The sequence below is a fragment of the Albidovulum aestuarii genome (genome assembly GCF_029961185.1).
Taxonomy (GTDB): domain Bacteria; phylum Pseudomonadota; class Alphaproteobacteria; order Rhodobacterales; family Rhodobacteraceae; genus Albidovulum; species Albidovulum aestuarii.
This window is the reverse complement of record NZ_JASBQQ010000004.1, coordinates 114,458-128,486: the sequence shown is the minus strand read 5'-3', so window position 1 is coordinate 128,486 and position 14,029 is coordinate 114,458. Positions and strand designations below refer to the sequence as shown.

Sequence of the window (14,029 nt, the reverse complement as noted above, 5' to 3'; positions counted from 1 at the left end):
ACGCCAGGGGTCCTGCGGTTCCGTGATGAACCGCGCCCCGACACGAGCAGGCCGGACCCGTATGGGCCCGGCATATGGACTTTTCCGGCCCTTTCATAAGGGTCGAACCTTAGGATAACACATTGAATTACTTCGAAGAACTCGGCATCGACAAACGCGTCGTCGCCAATCTCTCCGCGATCGGCCTGAATGAGCCGACGCCGATCCAGACCCGCGCGATCCCGGCCGCCCTCGATGGCCGCGACGTGATGGGCCTTGCCCAGACCGGCACCGGCAAAACCGCCGCCTTCGGCCTGCCGATCGTCACGAAACTCCTGGAAGTCGGCCGTCGGCCGAACCCCAAGACCTGCCGCGCCCTGATCCTTGCCCCCACGCGGGAGTTGGCGACGCAAATCACTGAAAATATTCAGAAATTTGCCAAGGACACCCCGATCCGCACCTTCCGCGTTGTAGGCGGCGCGAGCCTGAACGCACAGGCCCAGCGCCTCGCCTCGGGCATCGACATCCTTGTCGCAACCCCCGGCCGTCTTATCGACCTCCTGGAGCGTAAGGCCCTGAAACTGAACGAAGTTCGCTACCTCGTCCTCGACGAGGCGGACCAGATGCTGGATATCGGCTTCATCCACGCGCTGCGCCAGATCGCCCGGCTTCTGCCCAAGGAACGCCAGACCATGCTTTTCTCGGCGACGATGCCGAAACTGATGGACGAGATCGCCGCCAGCTACCTGACCAACCCGATCCGCGTGCAGGTCTCGCCCCCCGGCAAGGTCGCCGACAAGATCGAACAGGGCGTGCATTTCGTCAATCAGGGCGACAAGGCAAAGCTGCTGGACGAGTATCTCGTCAAGCATCCGGGCGAACTGGCGCTGGTCTTTGGCCGCACCAAGCATGGTTCGGACAAGCTGATGAAACTCCTCGAAAGCTGGGGCCACAGCGTCGGCGCGATCCATGGCAACAAGAGCCAGGGCCAGCGTGAGCGGACCCTGCAGGCGTTCCGCGACGGCAAGGTGAAGATCCTCGTCGCAACCGATGTCGCCGCGCGTGGCATCGACATCCCGGATGTGCGCCATGTCTACAATTACGACCTGCCGAACGTGCCGGAAAACTATGTCCACCGCATCGGCCGCACCGCGCGGGCGGGCAAGGCAGGCCGCGCGGTCGCCTTCTGCGCCCCGGCGGAGTTCAACGATCTGAAGGCGATCGAGAAGGTGATGAAGGCCGCGATCCCGGTGATCGGCGGCACGGCGCCTTCGGGGGCCGAGGCCAATGCGGCGGCCAAGGATGCCAAGGCCAAGCAGGGCCAGCGTCAGGGCCGGGGTGCCGCCCATGGAAACAAGCAGCGCCCGGAGGGCCAGCCCAAGCGTCCGGCCCGGCGTCCCTCGCGTCGGCCGAGGCGAAGCCAGGCGGCGTGATCTGTAGCGTTACGGGTTTCTACTGAAACGCTTTGAGGGGGCCGGTTCAGCCGGCCTCCTGCTCCAGACTCAGCTTCATGTCGATCAGCACCTTCTGGATCGCGAGCGTCTCGGCCAGCAGTCTTTTGGCCTCGTTGATCGAGATCTTGCCGTCCTCAATCGACTGGTTGTATTCGCCCATCAGCATGGCAAATCGCTGCGAAAGCGCCACGACATCGGAATTGATACCGCCGGGTTTGGCATTGCGACGGTCCTCATCATAAGACAGCGTGATCCCGCGCAGATCAGCGAGGGCGGCGGTCACATGGGGAAAGCGAGATGCCCCCTCCAGCGCCGCGACGACGTCGATCGGCATGAAGCGGTCGGCATGGTCGGCATCGGCCGAGTAATAGCGCCCAAGCGTCGCCTTCGACTTGCCGCAAAGTTCTGCCGCGGCTTCGATGCCGACATCCTTTACCAATGCCTCGCTGTGCTTCTTCAAGTAACTGCCGACCGTCCCGGACACGACCATACTCCCTCTTACCCACCCCGTTCCGCTACCTTTTCAGGGCAGAGGGGGAAATCAACCCTGTCATTCCCATTAATCCGCCGGCCCGGATTTGTCATTTCTAAAGCGTCCCGTGTTTGGGGATGGGTATGAGTTTCCGGCGACCCGACGTCGGTTTTGGTGGGGGTTCGTCGCGCTTCTGGCAGGTGGGAGGGTCAGAGCCGGGAAACCGGCAGCAGCGCGGCGGGCCTTTTTTGGTCATGAGTAGGATGCGTTGTGGGGCCAAGGCCGGCCACGGCGCGTCAGGGTGTTCGGGTTTCCGGCCAGGCCGGGGAAGCCTTGGGTGGGCTTCCCCGGTACTGCCTTGCGCGGCTGGTACAGGCGGCGCTATGAGGCGATATGGCCAAGCTCTATTTCCACTACTCGACAATGAATGCCGGCAAGTCGACGCTGCTGCTGCAGGCGTCACACAATTACCGCGAGCGCGGCATGGTCACCTATCTTCTGACCGCGCGGCTGGATCACCGGGCGGGCGAGGGCCGGATCGCCAGCCGGATCGGCATCGGTGAGGCCGCCGATACCTATGACACCATAACCGACCTCTTTGCCAAGATCTCCGACCGGCTCGATCAGGGCACGGTCGACTGTATCTTTCTGGACGAAGCGCAGTTCCTGACCAAGGAACAGGTCTGGCAACTGGCCCGCGCTGTCGATGATCTCGGTGTGCCCGTCATGTGCTACGGTCTTCGCGTCGATTTCCGCGGCGATCTCTTTCCCGGCTCGGCAGCCCTGCTGGCACTGGCAGATGAGATGCGTGAAGTGCGTACGATCTGCCATTGCGGCAAGAAGGCGACGATGGTCGTTCGGCGCGGACCCGACGGCAAGGCCTTGCGCGACGGGGCGCAGGTGCAGATAGGTGGCAATGAGACCTATGTGTCACTTTGCCGGCGGCACTGGCGGGAGGAGATTGGCGACGGGCTGGCAAGCAGCCCGGTCTGATCCAATTGAGGCGCCTTGCGGCGCCGAGATATCTGTCGGACCCGCGCCACGGGCGCGGTCCCTCCGCTGCCTCCGGCGGGAGTATTTGCCAGACAGAAAGTGACACGACCCGCCCCGGTTCCGGGACGGGCCGCACTTCCTGTCGCGGTCAACGGCGCTCCCGCCTGTACCGCAAAGCCGATGCTCTGCGAACAATGTAAAGAATCCCTTACCCCACTTTCTGTCTGAGAAGTACTCCCCAGGGGGTCCGCGGGACGGGACGTCCCCCGGCGGGTCGGCCAAGGCGCAGCCGCGGCCGAAATCAGTAGAGCCGCCCCCCTTCCGGGACGTCATGGCCCGGCCCGATCAGCACAACCTCGCCGTCCGCATCCGGCACTCCCAGCACGAGCACCTCGGACATGACCGGCCCGATCTGGCGCGGCGGAAAGTTGACGACGCCCAGCACCTGCCGCCCGACAAGCTCCTCAGGCTGATAGTGCCGGGTGATCTGGGCCGAGGATTTCCGCTCACCGATCTCGGGCCCGAAATCGACCCAGAGCTTGATCGCGGGTTTGCGTGCCTCAGGAAAGGGTTCGGCGCGCGTGATGCGGCCGACACGGATATCAACTTTCAGGAAATCGTCGAAACTGATGGTCATTTGCCGAGCTCCCGGCCCCGTTCGGCCGCCGCGTGCACCGCCTCTTTCAAGAGCGCCGGAAAGCCGCGCCCCTCATCCATCAGCACGTTCAGTGCCGCTGCGGTCGTTCCGCCGGGCGAGGTCACATTCACCCGCAATTGCCCGGGCCCCTCTTCCGCCGCTTCGGCCAGCGCTCCTGCACCGGCAACCGTCGCCCTGGCAAGTTGCAGTGCCAGCGTGCTGGGCAGGCCTTCGGACTCTCCCGCCGCCGCCAGCGTCTCGATCAGGTGGAAGACATAGGCAGGCCCCGAACCCGAGACTGCCGTCACCGCGTCCATCTGATGCTCGCCCTCCAACCGCACAACCTGCCCGACCGCAGTCAGAAGCGCCTCGGCGAGCTCCAGATGCGCCTCTGTCGCCTTTCCATTGCCGGTGATCGCGGTGATGCCCTTTGCGATGGCGGCTGGTGTGTTGGGCATCGCGCGGACAATGGGCGTTTCGGTGCCGAGCACCGCCTCATAAGTCGCGATGGTCGTCCCCGCAGCGACCGACAGGAAGAGCGTCGTCCCGCCACCCAAAGCCGCGATGCCAGGCAGCGCCTCGGTCATCATCTGTGGCTTGACCGCGATCAACACAATGGCAGGCGCCGCGGGCAGATCATCGTTCAGATGCACGCCCTGCGCCTTAAGCCAGTCCGATGGATAAGGATCCATCACCCAGACCGATGCGGCCGGCAGCTCGCCTTTCAACCAGCCCGCCAGCATCGCCGAGCCCATCTTGCCGCAGCCCAGAAGCACCAGCCCCCGGTCGCGCACGTCATCCATAGTCATGAAGGCCTCCTCTGTCGCGGGAGGCAGATTAGCGATCCGGCGGCGGAGGGGAAGCCCCGATCCCGCCACCGGATTGGCCCCTTACGCGCGCCCGTAGGCCTGGGTCATCGCCACATCCATGGCACGCTCGGGGCTCTCACCGCCCCAACAGGTGAGCTGGAAGGCCGGGTAAAAGCGTTCCGCCGAGGTCACCGCCTCGCCGATCAGCCGGTCGATCTGCTCCGGTCCGGCGACATGGCCGCCATTGAGCACCAGCCCATAGCGCCAGACCATGAGCCGCTGTTCGCGCCAGAAGGTGAAACCGCCGGACCAGACCATGTCATTGGCGCGGTTCAGCGCCTCGTAAAGCGCCGGGATGGTTTCCTCCGGCGGGTCCATTTCAAAGGTGCAGATCAGACGCAGGGTCTCGTCATAGCCCGACCAGGCAAGCGTGATGGAATAGGTCCGCCACTGGCCCTCGACCGCCATGGCGATCTGGTCGTCGGTCACCCGGTCGAAATCCCATTCGTGGTGTTCGGCCAGCGTCTCGACAATGTCGATCGGATGCAGGTCCTCGGTGTTCAGGAAGTCCTCGGATAGTGACATGCCCGGCCTCTCTGGTTGTGGCCTTGCGTGGATGGCAGCCCGCAAGGCTTAGGTGCCCGCTCAAGGTACGGCGGATGTTACCGCCGCCCTTACCAGATATGGTGTAGGCGAACACAGGGCCTGTAAAGCAATTTTTTGTTAATTCCCACAAAATCTTGTGGATAGGCAGTCGCCCGGCGCAAGTGAAGGGCGCGGCGCGGGCCGACCCCGGTCAGCCCTTTTTGACCTTTTCCAGCGCCTCGATCCGCGCCTTCAGCGCCTCGTTCTCTTCCCGCGCCTTCTGGGCCATGACGCGGACGGCGTCGAACTCCTCGCGTGTCACGAAATCGCGGTCGGCCAGCCAGCGGTCCATCCAGGATTTCATCGCCGTCTCGGCCTCGGTCCGCGCGCCCTGGGCCACGCCCATCGCATTGGTCATCAGCTTCGACATGTCGTCGAGGAACTTGTTCGGTCCGCTCATCGGTGCCTCCTTGCCGGGCATGATCGTGTTGCCGCCTATATGCGGGCACGCGACCGAAAGCTCAAGGTTGACTTCGCCGCGGCGCCGCGTTCTGAGAGAGGCGCAAGGAGACCTTCATGCACGCTGCCATTCCCTTTCCCGACATTTCGAACGACATCTTCTCGGTCGACCTGTTCGGCATAACGCTGACGTTGCGCTGGTACGCACTGGCCTATCTGGCGGGCATCATCGCGGGCTGGCGCATCGTGCTGGGACTGATGCGGCGTCCTATGCTCTGGCCCGGTGACAGGGCGCCGACCCGGCCTGAGCGCATCGACGACCTGCTGACCGCAATTATTCTCGGCGTAATTCTGGGCGGGCGGCTGGTCTATGTCTTCGTCTATAACCGCGACTATTTCCTCGCCCATCCGGGTGAGATCATCCAGATCTGGCAAGGCGGCATGGCCTTTCATGGCGGGTTCCTCGGCGTCGTCGTGGCCGGGCTCTGGTTCTGCCGCCGCCACGACGTGCCGCGCCTGCAGCTCGCCGATGCGTTGGCTTTGGTGGCACCCATCGGGCTTTTCTTCGGGCGGATTGCGAATTTCGTGAATGCCGAGCTTTGGGGGCGGCCGACCGACCTACCCTGGGGCGTGATCTTTCCGGGCGAAGCGGCGCAGACCTGTGCGGGCATTCCCGTCGGCGATTGCGCCCGCCACCCGAGCCAGCTTTACGAGGCAGGGCTGGAAGGGCTGCTCCTCGGTTTCATCCTGCTTATTCTATACTGGAACCGGGCGCTGAAACGTCCCGGCCTGATCACCGGCACCTTCCTGATAGGCTATGGTTTGTCTCGGTTCGCCGTTGAATTCGTGCGGCAGGCGGACGCGCAATTCATCACGCCGGACAATCCCATGGGCTATGTTGTCCACCTCGGCGGGTTCGGCCTGTCGATGGGCCAGCTTCTGTCGCTGCCGATGATCGTGGCCGGTGTCTGGCTCTGGCGCAGGGCAAGGGCGTGACACCGCTTGGGCGGCTCATCGCGGCGCGGATCGCCGCCGAGGGGCCGATGAGCCTGTCGGACTACATGGCCGAATGCCTCATGAACCCCGATCACGGCTATTATGCGACCCGTGACCCCTTAGGCGCGGCGGGTGATTTCACCACCGCGCCCGAAATCAGCCAGACGTTTGGTGAAATGCTCGGGCTCTGCCTCGCCCAAAGCTGGATGGATCAAGGGCGCCCCGCCCCCTTCCTGCTGGCCGAGATCGGGCCCGGTCGCGGCACTCTGATGGCCGACATCCTGCGGACGATCCGCGCGGTGCCGGGCATGGCAGATGCCGCAGATGTGCATCTGATCGAAGCCTCGCCTGCCTTGCGCGCGAAACAGGCCGAGACGCTGAACGGCCATACCCCGCATTGGCACGAAAGCATTGCCACCCTGCCCGACCGGCCGCTCTTCCTCGTCGCCAACGAGTTCTTCGATGCGCTGCCGATACGACAGTTCGCACGCCGCATCGAAGGATGGGCAGAGCGGCAGGTCGGTCTGAAGGACAACAGGCTGGTGCCGGGCCTCGCCCCTCCTGCACCTGCGGCACTTCTGGCCCACCGCGTGGCTGACACGAAGCCCGGGGATATCGTCGAACACTGCCCTGCCCTGCCCGCCATCGCCGGAGAGATTGCAGCGCGCATTGGCGCATATGGCGGCGTGGCCCTGATAGTGGACTATGGCGGCTGGCAGTCGCTTGGCGACACGTTCCAGGCGCTGAAGGGTCACGCACCGGTCGATCCCTTCGCTGAGCCGGGGCTTGCCGATCTGACCGCCCATGTCGATTTCGAGGCGCTTGCCGACGCCTTCACGACGGATGTGACAAGAGCAACTGCCATGACCCCGCAGGGTGTCTTCCTCGAACGGCTTGGAATCACGGCACGGGCGCAATCGCTTGCCCGGAACCTCACCGGTGAAAAACTGGAAAGCCATATTACCGCGCATCGGCGCTTGACCCATCCCGCGGAAATGGGACAGTTATTCAAGGCCATCGCCTGTCACCCGAAAAGCAGTGCGCCGCCGCCCGGATTGGACCAAGCTTGATGTCGATGACGCTGGACATTCTGACCCATGACGCGCTGTCGCCGTTCCGGCACGGATTTTTCACCCGCAAGGGGGGTGCGTCGTCGGGCATCTTTGCCGGGCTGAACTGCGGCCATGGCTCTTCGGACCAAACCGAAGCGGTGGCTATCAACCGCGAACGGGTGGCAGGGGCACTGGGTATCTCGACCGGATCAATGATCGGTGTCCACCAGATTCATTCTGCCGATGTCGTGACGGTAACCGGGCCGCTGACCGCACCGATGCGGGCCGATGCGCTGGTGACTGCTGAACCCGGGCTCGCCCTGACGGTGCTGACCGCCGACTGCCAGCCTGTGCTTTTCGCCGACCGCAATGCCGGCGTCATTGGCGCCGCCCATGCCGGATGGCGCGGCGCGTTGTCGGGTGTGCTGGAGGCGACGCTCGACGCGATGGTGGCGCTCGGGGCGCGGCGTGGCGACACGGTGGCGGTGATCGGCCCCTCGATCAGTCAGAAAGCCTATGAGGTCGGCCCTGAATTCGTCGACGAGTTCCTGACCGAAGATCCCGCGCATTCGCGCTTCTTTTCCGGCGGAAGGGGCGACCGGGCCCTGTTCGATCTGCCGGGCTTCGGGCTCTACCGGTTGCGCAAGGCAGGCGTCCGACGCGCCGAATGGACGGGCCATTGCACCTACAGCGATCCCGAGAGGTTCTTCTCGTACCGCCGCTCCGTCCATCTGCACGAGGCGGATTATGGGCGCTTGATTTCCGCAATTCGCCTTTAACGCGAGCTTCAGGTCGCCACAGAAAAGCCACAATTCGAGTCCGATTTCGCATACCCTGTCGTAAGCTTTTGAAAATGGTTAATTTAAAAGGGAAAGTCAGGTAGTCGCCGACAGATCAAATACAACCTGAGCCGCCCTATCAGCGCCGCATTGCTGGTTAGAGTGGTGACGCGGGCAGGCATCTGCACCGCATCCATGGCCCAAAAGAGGCCGGACCAAGAGGCAAGGACAAAAAAATGACGCAGAAGCCCCGCTGGATGAAAAGAATTCTCCTTGAGAGCGTGAGCCCCGAGTTCGCCTTTCCCTGGGCGCGGGCGAACCGCCCCGGATAAACCGCCGAGACTTGGCGGTCCTGCCGCAAAAATTCCTGACATACGAAGCGATTAAATCGCCTCATCAAGCGGCACCGATTCGCGCATTTAATGCAGATCGGACCCAATCTATTTCCAATACAGCGACACTCGTCGCAGCAGGTGCAACAAAGCACAGGCGTGATCGGGAATTGCACAGGCAGACCCGCCTAGTGAGCGGCCTGCTTTGACTTCTTGATGAATGCCAGATTACCGTGGGCTTCATGAATCTGCACTCGGGGTGGGGGCCCCGCAGATCTATAGTGCTGAAAGGCTGCTTTAGTGTCGTATGCCCAGTTCCCCGCCCGTTTTTCGGCGGATGTTACGCCTCCTTCGAAAAACCATAGTCAAATTGTTCCTTCAATCACACCCAAGGCCCGCAAGGCAGCGCCCACCGGCGCTCCGATGACGCGGCGCTACGAAGTGTCTTATCTCGATTCCGATGGCAATATTGAAAGTGTCATCCGTCTGGCGCCCGCGATCTCGGAATTCGAGACCGCGTTCTCGGCACTTGCCCGCGGAACGGTCATCGCGACGACCGAAGGGCCGGTCGCAATCGAAGATCTCGTGCCCGGTATGGTCGCGATCACTGCCGAAGGCCGCTGCGAAACCATCACCTGGATCGGCTCGATGACGCTCTTCCCGGCACACGCGATGCCGGGAATGTCCTCTGGCCGGATGATCCGGGTGACCGCCGACGCGTTCGGTGTCGGGCGGCCGATGCCCGATGTCGTCCTCGGCCCCTCGGCGCGCCTTCTCGTGCGCGGCGACCAGAATCCCGATCAGGCGCATCTCAGCGGCTCCTACGCCCCGGCGACGACCTTTGTCGATGGTGTCAGCATCATCGAGGTTACGCCGGTCACCCCGGTGCCGGTCTATCACATCATGCTTGAACGGCAGGGTTCGATCCGCGCCGCCGGGCTCGATATCGAAAGCTACCACCCCGGCCCCGAGCTTCAGAACCGGTTCGGTGTGGAACTGTCCCAGCGCTTCCTTTCGCTTTTCCCGCATTTGCAGGGTTTCAGCGGCTTCGGCGCAATGGCGCATCCGCGGATGACCGCCAAAGAGGTCGAGGCAGCCCTGGTCGGTTAGGGCGAAACCGGACCGGCAGCCTCCTGGGCGCGGCGCCAGGGACCGTTCATCGGTCTCAGGCGCTGCGCCCGAGCCGTTCTTCCAGCACGTCAAATGGTACGCCGGGCTTGTCCTTGGCGCAGCGGATCACCAGCGATGTCTTGACGCTGGCCACATTCGGGGCCGAGGTCAGTTCTTCGGTCAGGAAGGTCTGGAATGACGACAGGTCGGGCGCCACGCATTTCAGGATGAAATCGATCTCGCCATTCAGCATGTGGCATTCGCGCACAAACGGCCAGTCCCTGCAGCGCTGCTCGAAGGCCGACAGGTCGACCTCGGCCTGGCTGTGCAGGCCGACCATGGCGAAGACCTGAACCTCGAAACCCAGTTCTCGCGGATTGACATCGGCATGATAGCCGCGGATATAGCCCGCCTCTTCCAGCGTCCGCACCCGGCGCAGGCACGGCGGGGCTGATATCCCGACGCGGCGGGCCAGTTCGACATTGGTCATGCGCCCGTCATCCTGCAACTCGGCCAGGATTTTGCGGTCGATCTCGTCAAGACGATTGGCGCCCATCGGTACTATGCTCCTCGGATTTTTGCGGAACTTACCTTCGGGTGTCCGGATGCGCAATAATATTTCGCGCTCGCGCAATTATTTTCGCGCGCGCATGGCCACGGCAGCGAGAAAACCAGAAAGTCCTGGGAAATATCGTCGAAAGACATGCGCGCCCTGCACCCACGAAGCTGCCCAACCCGAAGCAGGGGTTTTCCCGCTGCGCAATGCTGATTATATGGCCTGCGACAGTTGCGGAAAGGAAGAACGATGGGCGCGGCACGGCATACGAAAGTTCTGATCATCGGCTCCGGCCCCGCGGGCTATACCGCCGCCGTCTATGCCTCGCGCGCGATGCTGAACCCACTTCTCGTTCAGGGGATCCAGCCCGGTGGTCAGTTGACCATCACAACCGAGGTCGAAAACTGGCCCGGCGATACCGAGGTGCAGGGCCCGGATCTGATGGTGCGGATGGAAGCCCATGCCAAGGCGATGGGGGCCGAGGTGATTTCAGACCATATCTCGGCGCTCGACCTCTCAAAACGCCCCTTTACCGCAGCGGGTGACAGCGGCACCACCTACACCGCCGATGCCGTCATCCTCGCCACTGGCGCTCAGGCGAAATGGCTGGGCCTTCCGTCCGAGGAGAAGTTCAAGGGCTTCGGCGTTTCAGCCTGCGCCACCTGCGACGGGTTCTTCTATCGCGGCAAGGAAGTGGTCGTGATCGGAGGCGGTAATACCGCGGTGGAAGAGGCCCTGTTTCTGACCAATTTCGCGACCAAGGTCACGCTGATCCACCGCCGGGACGAGTTGCGCGCCGAAAAGATCCTGCAGGATCGCCTCTTCAAGAACCCGAAGATCGAGACGCTGTGGTTCCATACAGTCGAAGAGGTACTGGGCGACGAAACGCCGCTTGGCGTGACCGGTGTGCGGGTGAAACATGTCGACACCGGCGAAACGCAGGTCATCCCCTGCGCGGGCTTCTTCGTGGCCATCGGCCATGCGCCCGCCTCGGAATTGGTTGTCGATCAGCTCGACCTGCATCACGGCAAATATGTGCAGGTCAAGCCGGGCACGACCGAAACCTCAATCCCCGGTGTCTTTGCCGCAGGTGACCTGACCGACCATGTCTACCGGCAGGCCGTCACCAGCGCCGGCATGGGTTGCATGGCAGCACTCGATGCCGAACGCTGGCTGGCCACGCAGGAGGCCGAGAAAGAGGTCGAGGCCGCTGAGTAGCCTCAGCCAGGCCTACCCGCCTGCGAAGAACGCTTCGGGGTCCTCCACCTCCTCCATCCGCCCCTTCCCGATCCGCCAAAACCGAGTGCCGGTGGCGCGGACAAAGGCGCGGTCATGCGAGACGATGAGCGCGCTGACGTCATCGGCCATCAACTCGCGTTCCAGCGCCTCCTGCCCCTCGATATCGAGGTGGTTGGTGGGTTCATCCAGAAGATAGAGATTGGGCCGGATCAGCCGCAGGATCAGCATCGCGAGCCGTGCGCGCTGGCCGCCCGAAAGATTGCCTGCCGGGCGGTCCTGTGCGGCGATGTCGATCCCCGCACCCGCCAGAAACCCGCGCACGGTCTGGTCCGACTGGCCATAGCGCCCGGCAATGAGGTCAAAGGGCGTGTCGGCCCCGCTCAGCCCCTCCAGCCCCTGATCGCAGATGCCCGGCACGACGGAGGCGGAGATACGCACGCCCTCCGCCCCGCCCGACGATATCGCCGCCGCGATCAGCGCAAGCACCCGGCTTTTGCCCGCGCCATTCGCGCCCAAGAGGACGACCCTGTCACCGGGCACGATCCATTTCGCCCCGGTGCGGAACAGCACCCGCCCGTCCGGCGTGGCCACGCCCGCATCCTCCAGCGTCACCAGTGCCCTTGCATGGCTGCGCGTCGCGTCCAGCCGGATATCGCCCGCCGAGCCTTCGCGATGGGCAGGCCGGGCCGCCGCCTCGATCCGTTCCGCCCGCTCGCTCAACTGCTTGGTCTTGGTGTTCAGCAGGTCGGACCCTGAATTGATGCCGATATTCTTCAGCTTCGCCGCCTGCCGGCGCAGCCCGGCGGCCTTCTGCATCTCATTGCCAAAGCGGCGCGCCTCAGCCGCATCGGCCTCGTCCCGCGCCACCCGCGCCGCGCTGTAAGGCAGCGCGAAGTCTCGCGATGCCTCGGGGCGCAGGAAGAGGGTGCGGTTAGTGACATGGTCCAGAAAGGCGCGGTCATGGCTGGCGACGATCAGGGGGAAGGTGCGCGGCAACCCGGTCAGGAAGGCTTCCAGCCCCGAAATCCGCTCCAGATCGAGATGGTTGGTCGGTTCGTCGAGCAAGAGGCAGTGCGGCTCCGTCACCCAGACCCGGGCCAGCATCGCCATACGCCGCCAGCCACCGGACAAGGCGGCAAGCGGCCGGTCGCGCAGATCCCCGGGCACCGCGAGATCATCGAGCACGATGTCCACGCGCCAGCTTTCGTTTTCTGCCTGATCGCTCGACAGAGCGTCAAGCACCGCCGCGTGGAACGAAAGCTGCATCAGCGTCTCGGGAATATCCTGTGCCAGATGGCCGACGCAGAGGCCGCGCGACCGGGTCAAGTCGCCGGTCGTCGCTTCGGCCTCTCCGGCAATAATGCGCAGAAGCGTGGATTTGCCGCGCCCGTTCGCTGCGACAAGCCCAAGCCGGTCGCCCGGGTTGAGGGTCAGCGAAAGGTCTGAGAAAAGCGGCGCACCAAGGGTTACGCCAATGTCTTTCAGGGTCAGAATCGTCATATCGGTCGTCTCTGCCGGGGCCGGATGCCATCCTTCGGGTCATCGCGGCGGTATCTTCGGGCGGCCCTCCGCAACAGGGAAAGGCCACCCATCCGGGCAGATCGGGGTCGGAAACCTTATTTCGATCCGCCCTGCACGTCAGTCATGCAGGGCTTGAACAGGGCCATAAGTCAGATGCCGCTTATGGATCGATCGCATTTGCAGCCCTCCCTTCCTCGTATTGGCCTTGGGTAAGGGTACTGAGCCAAGGATCCGATGGCAACCGCCTTGCCCGTCAGGCAACGGCACGCGAAACGGGCCGGATCGCCGCAAGCGGGCTGAGGTTCAGCCAGACCGGCAGCGCCTCTACCGCCTGATAGTCGCCGATTGCCTCCAGTAGTCCGTCGGACAAGGCCCGGCGCAGGGGCACATCGCCCCGATAGACGCGGATCAGGTCGGCCACGGTGGCGGAGAGGTAAAGGTCCGTCGCACCCCCCGGATCATCGACGCAAAGCTGGCAGCGCCCGTCGTCGCAGAGAAACCACCAATGCGCCTTATGTGCGGGCTGGTCGGTGAACTCGATCCGTATGACCGCCCTTCCGTCGAAGGCATCAGCCCGCGCCGCGCGCTCGATGCCCCAAAGCAGCAGGTCCATATCGACCTCGCCCTCTTCCAGTTCCCGCCGCGCCCAGCGCTGACCCCAGGCACCCATCACCTCGATCAGCGGGGTGAATTCGCGGCCCGCGAGCGTCAGGTGATAGCTGACGGCACGGCCTTCAACATTTCGTTCGACAATGCCTTCCTTCTCCAACTCCTTCAGCCGTTGCGACAGAAGCGTTGGCGACATCATTGGCACGCCACGCTGAATCTCCGAAAAGCGATGTGCCCCCCAGGTGATGTTGCGCAGGATGAGCGCGGTCCAGCGTTGGCAGAAGATTTCGGCGGCCTTGGCGACGGGGCAGAACTGACCGTAGCTGCGCATGGATGCTCCTTTCGTCTGGCAGGATCGAGAGTGGCACCCAACCAGTTTACTACAGAATCAGGACTATCGGCAGGAAAACCCGTCTGCGACCCTTTCGGGTGACAGAATGGAGGATC

At 63.6% G+C, this 14,029-nt stretch carries 15 protein-coding genes; 7 read left to right on the top strand and 8 right to left on the bottom strand.

What is annotated here, in order from left to right; all coding sequences use genetic code 11:
* The first annotated feature begins 122 nt into the window (after nt 1-122).
* Complete coding sequence (locus tag QKW60_RS11400) at nt 123-1,412, top strand: DEAD/DEAH box helicase (protein ID WP_282368853.1); 1,290 nt, start codon at nt 123-125, stop codon at nt 1,410-1,412.
* Nucleotides 1,413-1,458: 46 nt separating this feature from the next.
* On the opposite strand, the gene QKW60_RS11395 is transcribed toward QKW60_RS11400, so the two are convergent.
* Nucleotides 1,459-1,917, bottom strand: a complete 459-nt coding sequence (locus QKW60_RS11395) for a hypothetical protein (protein ID WP_282368852.1) — start codon at nt 1,915-1,917, stop codon at nt 1,459-1,461.
* Nucleotides 1,918-2,298: 381 nt separating this feature from the next.
* Here QKW60_RS11395 and QKW60_RS11390 point away from each other — a divergent pair, with 381 nt between their 5' ends.
* Complete coding sequence (locus QKW60_RS11390; RefSeq protein ID WP_282368851.1) at nt 2,299-2,898, top strand: thymidine kinase; 600 nt, start codon at nt 2,299-2,301, stop codon at nt 2,896-2,898.
* Nucleotides 2,899-3,199: 301 nt separating this feature from the next.
* Here QKW60_RS11390 and QKW60_RS11385 read toward each other — a convergent pair whose 3' ends face one another.
* The 4 genes from QKW60_RS11385 to QKW60_RS11370 form a co-directional block, all read right to left on the bottom strand.
* Nucleotides 3,200-3,535: a tRNA-binding protein gene (locus QKW60_RS11385; protein ID WP_282368850.1), complete on the bottom strand. Its 336-nt coding sequence runs from the start codon at nt 3,533-3,535 to the stop codon at nt 3,200-3,202.
* Nucleotides 3,532-4,344, bottom strand: a complete 813-nt coding sequence (proC, locus tag QKW60_RS11380) for a pyrroline-5-carboxylate reductase (protein WP_282368849.1) — start codon at nt 4,342-4,344, stop codon at nt 3,532-3,534. Before proC ends, QKW60_RS11385 begins: the two co-directional genes overlap by 4 nt.
* Before the next feature lie 81 nt (nt 4,345-4,425).
* Complete coding sequence (locus QKW60_RS11375) at nt 4,426-4,929, bottom strand: type III secretion system chaperone family protein (protein ID WP_263741662.1); 504 nt, start codon at nt 4,927-4,929, stop codon at nt 4,426-4,428.
* 211 nt (nt 4,930-5,140) lie between these two features.
* Nucleotides 5,141-5,389 (bottom strand): accessory factor UbiK family protein, encoded by a 249-nt coding sequence (locus QKW60_RS11370; RefSeq protein ID WP_282368848.1) that lies wholly within the window; start codon nt 5,387-5,389, stop codon nt 5,141-5,143.
* Between the two features lie 116 nt (nt 5,390-5,505).
* Here QKW60_RS11370 and lgt point away from each other — a divergent pair, with 116 nt between their 5' ends.
* From lgt to QKW60_RS11350, 4 genes are all read left to right on the top strand, one after another.
* Entirely contained in the window at nt 5,506-6,384 is an 879-nt protein-coding gene (lgt, locus tag QKW60_RS11365) for a prolipoprotein diacylglyceryl transferase (protein WP_282368847.1), read from the top strand.
* A complete protein-coding gene (locus QKW60_RS11360) occupies nt 6,381-7,454 on the top strand; it encodes a class I SAM-dependent methyltransferase (protein WP_282368845.1) in 1,074 nt (357 codons plus the stop codon). The genes lgt and QKW60_RS11360 overlap by 4 nt, the downstream gene beginning before the upstream one ends.
* A gap of 5 nt (nt 7,455-7,459) precedes the next feature.
* Nucleotides 7,460-8,215, top strand: coding sequence for a peptidoglycan editing factor PgeF (pgeF, locus tag QKW60_RS11355; RefSeq protein ID WP_282369068.1), 756 nt, complete (start codon nt 7,460-7,462; stop codon nt 8,213-8,215).
* 755 nt (nt 8,216-8,970) lie between these two features.
* The gene (locus QKW60_RS11350; RefSeq protein WP_282368844.1) at nt 8,971-9,657 is read left to right on the top strand and encodes a Hint domain-containing protein; all 687 of its coding nucleotides are present in this window, start codon (nt 8,971-8,973) and stop codon (nt 9,655-9,657) included.
* 55 nt (nt 9,658-9,712) lie between these two features.
* Here the strand turns inward: QKW60_RS11350 and QKW60_RS11345 are convergent, their stop codons facing one another.
* Complete coding sequence (locus QKW60_RS11345; protein WP_282368843.1) at nt 9,713-10,213, bottom strand: Lrp/AsnC family transcriptional regulator; 501 nt, start codon at nt 10,211-10,213, stop codon at nt 9,713-9,715.
* Between the two features lie 249 nt (nt 10,214-10,462).
* On the opposite strand from QKW60_RS11345, the gene trxB reads away from it, so the two are divergent.
* The gene (gene trxB / locus QKW60_RS11340) at nt 10,463-11,431 is read left to right on the top strand and encodes a thioredoxin-disulfide reductase (protein ID WP_282368842.1); all 969 of its coding nucleotides are present in this window, start codon (nt 10,463-10,465) and stop codon (nt 11,429-11,431) included.
* Nucleotides 11,432-11,443: 12 nt separating this feature from the next.
* On the opposite strand, the gene QKW60_RS11335 is transcribed toward trxB, so the two are convergent.
* Together QKW60_RS11335 and QKW60_RS11330 are read right to left on the bottom strand one after the other, a co-directional pair.
* Nucleotides 11,444-12,952, bottom strand: coding sequence for an ABC-F family ATP-binding cassette domain-containing protein (locus QKW60_RS11335; RefSeq protein ID WP_282368841.1), 1,509 nt, complete (start codon nt 12,950-12,952; stop codon nt 11,444-11,446).
* A gap of 274 nt (nt 12,953-13,226) precedes the next feature.
* Nucleotides 13,227-13,913 carry a winged helix-turn-helix transcriptional regulator gene (locus tag QKW60_RS11330; protein WP_282368840.1) on the bottom strand — a complete coding sequence of 229 codons (687 nt, stop codon included), beginning with the start codon at nt 13,911-13,913 and terminating at the stop codon, nt 13,227-13,229.
* Nucleotides 13,914-14,029 lie beyond the last annotated feature (116 nt).

Excerpts from the sequence above, each read along its gene's own strand:
- QKW60_RS11390 (WP_282368851.1), top strand. The coding sequence starts at position 2,299 with ATGGCCAAGCTCTATTTCCACTACTCGACAATGAATGCCGGCAAGTCG.
- QKW60_RS11385 (WP_282368850.1), bottom strand. The coding sequence starts at position 3,535 with ATGACCATCAGTTTCGACGATTTCCTGAAAGTTGATATCCGTGTCGGC.
- proC (WP_282368849.1), bottom strand. The coding sequence starts at position 4,344 with ATGACTATGGATGACGTGCGCGACCGGGGGCTGGTGCTTCTGGGCTGC.
- QKW60_RS11375 (WP_263741662.1), bottom strand. The coding sequence starts at position 4,929 with ATGTCACTATCCGAGGACTTCCTGAACACCGAGGACCTGCATCCGATC.
- QKW60_RS11370 (WP_282368848.1), bottom strand. The coding sequence starts at position 5,389 with ATGAGCGGACCGAACAAGTTCCTCGACGACATGTCGAAGCTGATGACC.
- lgt (WP_282368847.1), top strand. The coding sequence starts at position 5,506 with ATGCACGCTGCCATTCCCTTTCCCGACATTTCGAACGACATCTTCTCG.
- pgeF (WP_282369068.1), top strand. The coding sequence starts at position 7,460 with ATGACGCTGGACATTCTGACCCATGACGCGCTGTCGCCGTTCCGGCAC.
- QKW60_RS11350 (WP_282368844.1), top strand. The coding sequence starts at position 8,971 with ATGACGCGGCGCTACGAAGTGTCTTATCTCGATTCCGATGGCAATATT.
- QKW60_RS11345 (WP_282368843.1), bottom strand. The coding sequence starts at position 10,213 with ATGGGCGCCAATCGTCTTGACGAGATCGACCGCAAAATCCTGGCCGAG.
- trxB (WP_282368842.1), top strand. The coding sequence starts at position 10,463 with ATGGGCGCGGCACGGCATACGAAAGTTCTGATCATCGGCTCCGGCCCC.
- QKW60_RS11335 (WP_282368841.1), bottom strand. The coding sequence starts at position 12,952 with ATGACGATTCTGACCCTGAAAGACATTGGCGTAACCCTTGGTGCGCCG.
- QKW60_RS11330 (WP_282368840.1), bottom strand. The coding sequence starts at position 13,913 with ATGCGCAGCTACGGTCAGTTCTGCCCCGTCGCCAAGGCCGCCGAAATC.